Origin of the sequence: Streptomyces sp. WAC05292 (assembly GCF_003949955.1) — a bacterium.
GTDB lineage: Bacteria > Actinomycetota > Actinomycetes > Streptomycetales > Streptomycetaceae > Streptomyces > Streptomyces globosus.
This window is the reverse complement of record NZ_RPSE01000383.1, coordinates 1-5,985: the sequence shown is the minus strand read 5'-3', so window position 1 is coordinate 5,985 and position 5,985 is coordinate 1. Positions and strand designations below refer to the sequence as shown.

3 protein-coding genes are annotated in these 5,985 nt (G+C 72.7%); all 3 read left to right on the top strand.

Annotated features, from left to right (window positions below):
- Positions 1-693 precede the first annotated feature (693 nt).
- The gene (locus EF903_RS27260) at positions 694-2,688 is read left to right on the top strand and encodes an alpha-1,4-glucan--maltose-1-phosphate maltosyltransferase (protein ID WP_125547561.1); all 1,995 of its coding nucleotides are present in this window, start codon (positions 694-696) and stop codon (positions 2,686-2,688) included.
- Positions 2,685-4,379 carry a maltose alpha-D-glucosyltransferase gene (gene treS, locus EF903_RS27255; RefSeq protein ID WP_125547559.1) on the top strand — a complete coding sequence of 565 codons (1,695 nt, stop codon included), beginning with the start codon at positions 2,685-2,687 and terminating at the stop codon, positions 4,377-4,379. Before EF903_RS27260 ends, treS begins: the two co-directional genes overlap by 4 nt.
- 173 nt (positions 4,380-4,552) lie before the next feature.
- On the top strand, positions 4,553-5,985 hold a 1,433-nt coding region (locus EF903_RS27250; RefSeq protein ID WP_125547557.1), incomplete at its 3' end, for a maltokinase N-terminal cap-like domain-containing protein.

Sequence of the window (5,985 nt, the reverse complement as noted above, 5' to 3'; positions counted from 1 at the left end):
GGATCGGGGGGTGCCCGGGCCCGCCGCGGCCCCCGCAGGCCTCTTCGGGCGCCCTGGACCGCGTACGGCGGCCCCCGGCCGGTCCGGGCGGGCCGCGGCGGGCCCGGGCACCCCCCGATCCGGTGCGGCAGGCCCGTCCTTCGTCGAAATCCCCTGCCGCTGGGGCGAGTTGGCGGCGCACGAGGGGCGCAGGCGCGGGGTCCGTGCCTCCGTTTCCGGTGACGCCGGTCCACAACGGCCGAAAATCGACGCCGTCGAGGAGGTTTCCGGCCGTCGCACGCCCATGCGGGATGGGCGGGTTCGGAGGGTTCGCCCCGGTCCGCGAGACCACGCGAGTGGCGGTTGTGGCGGGCGCGGCGGGGGGTGCGGCCACCGGCTCCAAACGACTTGACGGAGCATCACCCCTTGATCCGGAGCATGTCGGTCCGGGGTTACGCGCTACGCACGAGTAGTTGACCTGAGGTGCGGATTGGGCCCGGCGAGACTGGGAAGGGCTCCCCGCGTACCTGCACGGCACCCCCCGCCCAGCCCTTCCCCGCCACCCGAGTGAACGCGGACAGGAGCGGCCATGCCCGCAGCGCAGCCGTCTTCCGAGCGGCTAGAAACAGAGCGAACAGAGCGTGCACTACCGGTCGGCGTCCCGATCGGCCTGTTGTCACCGAGCCCTGCGAACTGCCCCCAGGTGATCCCATCATGATCGGTCGTATTCCCGTTCTGGACGTCCGCCCTGCCGTCGGCTGCGGCGCCAGACCCGCCAAGGCGGTGGTGGACGAGGTCTTTGAGGTGTCCGCCACCGTGTTCCGCGAGGGCCACGACGCCGTCGCCGCCCACGTCGTGCTCCGCGACCCCAGCGGGCGGCTGCGCCCGCCGGTGCCGATGCGCGAACTCGCCCCCGGCACCGACCGCTGGGGCGCCCGGGTCTCCGCCGACACCGAGGGGCGGTGGACCTACACCGTCGAGGCCTGGAGCGATCCGCTGGCCACCTGGCGGTCCGCCGCCGCGATCAAGGTGCCGGCGGGGATCGACCCCGGGCTGACCCTGCTGGAGGGCGCCGAGCTGTACGAGCGCGCCGCCGCCAGGATCACCAAGCGCGACGGCCGCGCCGACGTGCTCGCCGCGGCGGCCGCCATGCGCGACGAGGACCGGCCGGTGGCCGAGCGGTACGCCGCCGCCCTCGACCCGCTGGTGCAGGCCGCGCTCGCCCGGCGCCCCTACCGGGAGCTCGTCAGCTCCGCGAAGGCCCTGCCGCTGCTCGTGGAGCGCAAGCGGGCCCTCTTCGGCTCCTGGTACGAGATGTTCCCGCGGTCCGAGGGGGCCGTCACGGAGCCGGGAGCGGCGCCGGTGAGCGGCACCTTCCGCACCGCCGCCGAGCGGCTGCCCGCCATCGCCGCCATGGGTTTCGACGTCGTCTACCTGCCGCCGATCCACCCCATCGGCACCACCTTCCGCAAGGGCCCGGACAACACGCTTTCGGCCACCCGCCACGATCCGGGCGTGCCGTGGGCGATCGGCTCCCCCGAGGGCGGCCACGACGCGGTCCACCCCGAGCTGGGCACCCTGGAGGACTTCGACGCGTTCGTCGCCCGGGCCGGCGAGCTCGGACTGGAGATCGCGCTGGACTTCGCCCTCCAGTGCTCCCCCGACCACCCGTGGGTGGAGAAGCACCCCGAGTGGTTCCGGCACCGCCCCGACGGCACCATCGCGTACGCGGAGAACCCGCCGAAGAAGTACCAGGACATCTACCCCGTCCACTTCGACGCCGACATGGCCGGCATCGTCGAGGAGACCGTCCGCGTCCTGCGGCACTGGATGGACCACGGCGTCCGCATCTTCCGCGTGGACAACCCGCACACCAAGCCGGTGGTCTTCTGGCAGAAGGTGATCGCCGCGATCAACCGGACGGACCCGGACGTGATCTTCCTGGCGGAGGCCTTCACCCGCCCCGCGATGGTGCACACCCTCGCCGCCGTCGGCTTCCAGCAGTCGTACACGTACTTCACCTGGCGCAACACCAAGGCGGAGCTCACCGAGTACGTCACCGAGCTGGCCGGCCCGCACTGGGCGTCCGTCCTGCGCCCGAACTTCTTCGTGAACACCCCGGACATCCTGCACGCCTACCTCCAGCACGGCGGGCGCCCCGCCTTCGAGGTGCGGGCCGTGCTGGCCGCCACGCTCTCGCCGACCTGGGGCGTCTACGCCGGCTACGAGCTGTGCGAGAACACCCCGCTGCACGAGGGCAGCGAGGAGTACCTGCACTCGGAGAAGTACGAGCTGCGGCCGCGGGACTGGGCGGCCGCCGAGCGCGAGGGGCGCACCATCGCGCCCCTGATCACCGCCCTCAACCGGATCCGCCGGGAGAACCCCGCGCTGCAGCAGCTGCGCGACGTCCACTTCCATCCGACCGACAACGAACAGGTGATCGCCTATTCGAAGCACGCGGGCGCCAATTCCGTACTGGTGGTCGTCAACCTCGATCCGCACCACACCCAGGAGGCGACGGTCTCGTTGGACATGCCGGTACTCGGCCTCGACTGGCACGGGTCCCTCGCCGTGCGCGACGAGCTCACCGGCGAGACCTATCACTGGGGCAGGGCGAACTACGTGCGCCTGGAACCGGGCCGCGCGCCCGCGCACGTGCTGACCGCTCTGCGACCGTCCCCGCCCACCGGAGGGTCACCCACCACATGATCATCAACGATCCCGTCCACGACACGTTCGAGGACACCCCCGCCAAGGACCGCGACCCCGACTGGTTCAAGCGGGCCGTCTTCTACGAGGTCCTCGTCCGCTCCTTCCACGACAGCAACGGCGACGGGGTCGGGGACCTGAAGGGGCTCACCGCGAAACTGGACTACCTCCAGTGGCTCGGCGTCGACTGCCTGTGGCTGCCGCCCTTCTTCGCCTCCCCGCTGCGCGACGGCGGCTACGACGTCTCCGACTACACCTCCGTCCTGCCCGAGTTCGGCGACCTGGCCGACTTCGTGGAGTTCGTGGACGCCGCCCACCAGCGCGGCATGCGGGTGATCATCGACTTCGTCATGAACCACACCAGCGACCAGCACGAGTGGTTCCAGCAGTCCCGCAAGGACCCGGACGGGCCCTACGGCGACTACTACATGTGGGCGGACAACGACAAGCAGTACCAGGACGCCCGGATCATCTTCATCGACACCGAGACCTCGAACTGGACGTACGACCCGGTCCGCAAGCAGTACTACTGGCACCGCTTCTTCTCCCACCAGCCGGACCTCAACTACGAGAACCCGGCCGTCCAGGAGGAGATCATCTCCGCCCTGCGCTTCTGGCTGGACCTCGGCATCGACGGCTTCCGCCTCGACGCCGTGCCCTACCTGTTCGCGGAGGAGGGCACCAACTGCGAGAACCTCCCCCGCACCCACAGCTTCCTCAAGCGGGTCCGCGCGGAGATCGACGCCCACTACCCGGACACGGTGCTCCTCGCCGAGGCCAACCAGTGGCCCGAGGACGTCGTCGACTACTTCGGCGACTTCTCCTCCGGCGGCGACGAATGCCACATGGCCTTCCACTTCCCCGTGATGCCGCGCATCTTCATGGCGGTGCGCAGGGAGTCCCGCTACCCCGTCTCGGAGATCCTGGCCAAGACCCCGGCGATCCCGGAGCGCTGCCAGTGGGGCATCTTCCTGCGCAACCACGACGAGCTCACCCTCGAAATGGTCACGGACGAAGAGCGCGACTACATGTACGCCGAGTACGCCAAGGACCCGCGGATGCGGGCCAACATCGGCATCCGGCGCCGCCTCGCCCCCCTCCTCGACAACGACCGCAACCAGATGGAGCTCTTCACCGCCCTGCTGCTGTCGCTGCCCGGCTCGCCGGTGCTGTACTACGGCGACGAGATCGGCATGGGCGACAACATCTGGCTCGGCGACCGCGACGGCGTCCGCACCCCCATGCAGTGGACCCCCGACCGCAACGCCGGCTTCTCCTCCTGCGACCCGGGACGGCTGAACCTGCCGGTCATCATGGACCCCGTCCACGGCTACCAGGTCACCAACGTCGAGGCGGCGATGGCCTCGCCCTCCTCGCTGCTGCACTGGACCCGCCGGATGATCGAGATCCGCAAGGCCAACCCCGCCTTCGGACTCGGCTCGTACACCGAGCTGCCCTCGTCCAACCCCGCGGTCCTCGCGTTCCTCCGCGAGTACGGGGACGACCTGGTGCTCTGCGTGCACAACTTCTCCCGCTTCGCCCAGCCCACCGAGCTGGACCTGCAGTCGTTCAACAAGCGGGTCCCGGTCGAGCTCATCGGCGACGTGCGCTTCCCGCCGATCGGCGAGTGGCCGTACCTCCTCACCCTCGCCGGGCACGGCTTCTACTGGTTCCGCCTGCGCAACGAGTAGCCGCGCGCGCCGCCGCCGCGGCGCGCGCACCGCAGGGGCGGGAACCGAACGGGTGGGCGGCCCGCCCCCCGTAGGGACCATCTCGGCCCGACACTCTCCCACCACCGGACAGCAACCCTCGCCATCCGGGACACTCTGCGCATTCTGTGACGGCCCGGGGAAAGGACGACGCCATGTCGGAGGCAGCATCCGCCCGGAGCCGCCACAGCAGCCCGGCCGCCGTCCCGCTCGGGCCGCTCGAACCCATGCTGCGCGCCTGGCTGCCCCGGCAGCGCTGGTTCGCCGGCAAGGGCAGGGCGATCACCCGGCTGCGGCTGGTCTCCGCCGTCGAGCTGCTGCCGCCCCGCAGCACGCCGGGCCTGCTGCACCTGCTCGTCGGCGTCGACTGCGCCGACGGCACCGCGGACTGCTACCAGCTCCTGCTGGGCGTGCGGCCCGCACCGCTGCCGCCCGGCCTCGCCCCCGCCCTCATCGGCCGCGCCGAGCACGGCCCGTACGCCGGCCACGCCGTGTACGAGGGGCTCGGCGACCCGCGGCTCGCCGCGCTCCTGCTGGAACGGTTGCGCGCGCCCGGCAGCCACGGGCCGCTGCGCTTCGACCGGGACCCGGACGCCCCCATCCCCGCCGACCCGGCCCCGCGGCCGCTGTCCGGCGAGCAGACCAACTCCTCGCTCATCTACGGGGATTCGCACATCCTGAAGGTGTTCCGGCGGGTCTGGCCCGGCACCAACCCCGACCTCGAACTGCCCAGGGCGCTCGCCTCCGCGGGCTGCACCCGGGTCCCCGCCCCGGTGGCCTGGTACGAGGCCGATCTGCCCGGAGGCCCACCCGGCGGCGCCGGCGGCCGCCGCACCGACGAGCCGCTGACCCTGGGCGTGCTCCAGCCGTACCTGCGGGGCTCGGAGGACGGCTGGCAGCTCGCGCTGCGCCGGCTCGCCGCGGGCGCCGACTTCACCGCGGAGGCCCACGCCCTGGGCCGGGCCACCGCCGAGGTCCACAGCGCGCTCGCCTCGGCCCTGCCCACCGTCGCCCTCGGCCCCGCCCAGGCGGCCCGGCTCGCCGCCGGCATGACGGCCCGGCTCGCCGCGACCGTCCGCGAGGTCCCCGCCCTGCGGCCCTTCGAGGACGGGCTGCGCGGCGCCTTCGACGCGCTGGCCGCCTCCCGCGGCACCGGCGTACCCGCGCAGCGCATCCACGGCGACCTGCACCTCGGACAGACCCTGCGCACCGCCGGCGGCAGCTGGGCCCTGATCGACTTCGAGGGCGAGCCGGCCCGCCCGCTCGCCGACCGCCGCCGCCCCGAACCCGCCGTGCGCGACATCGCGGGGATGCTCCGCTCCTTCGACTACGCGGCCCGCTCCCACCGGCCCTTCGCCCCCGCCTGGGCGGACGCGTGCCGGGCCGCGTTCTGCGAGGGCTACGCCCGCACCACCGGCCGCGACCCGCGCGAGGACCCCGTCCTGCTGCGCGCGTACGAGACCGACAAGGCGGTGTACGAGGCCCGCTACGAGTCCCGGCACCGCCCGGACTGGCTGCACGTCCCCATGGCCGCGATCCGCCGGCTCGCCGAGCGGGAGCGCCCGGCCCGCCGCCTGCCGTCCCCGCC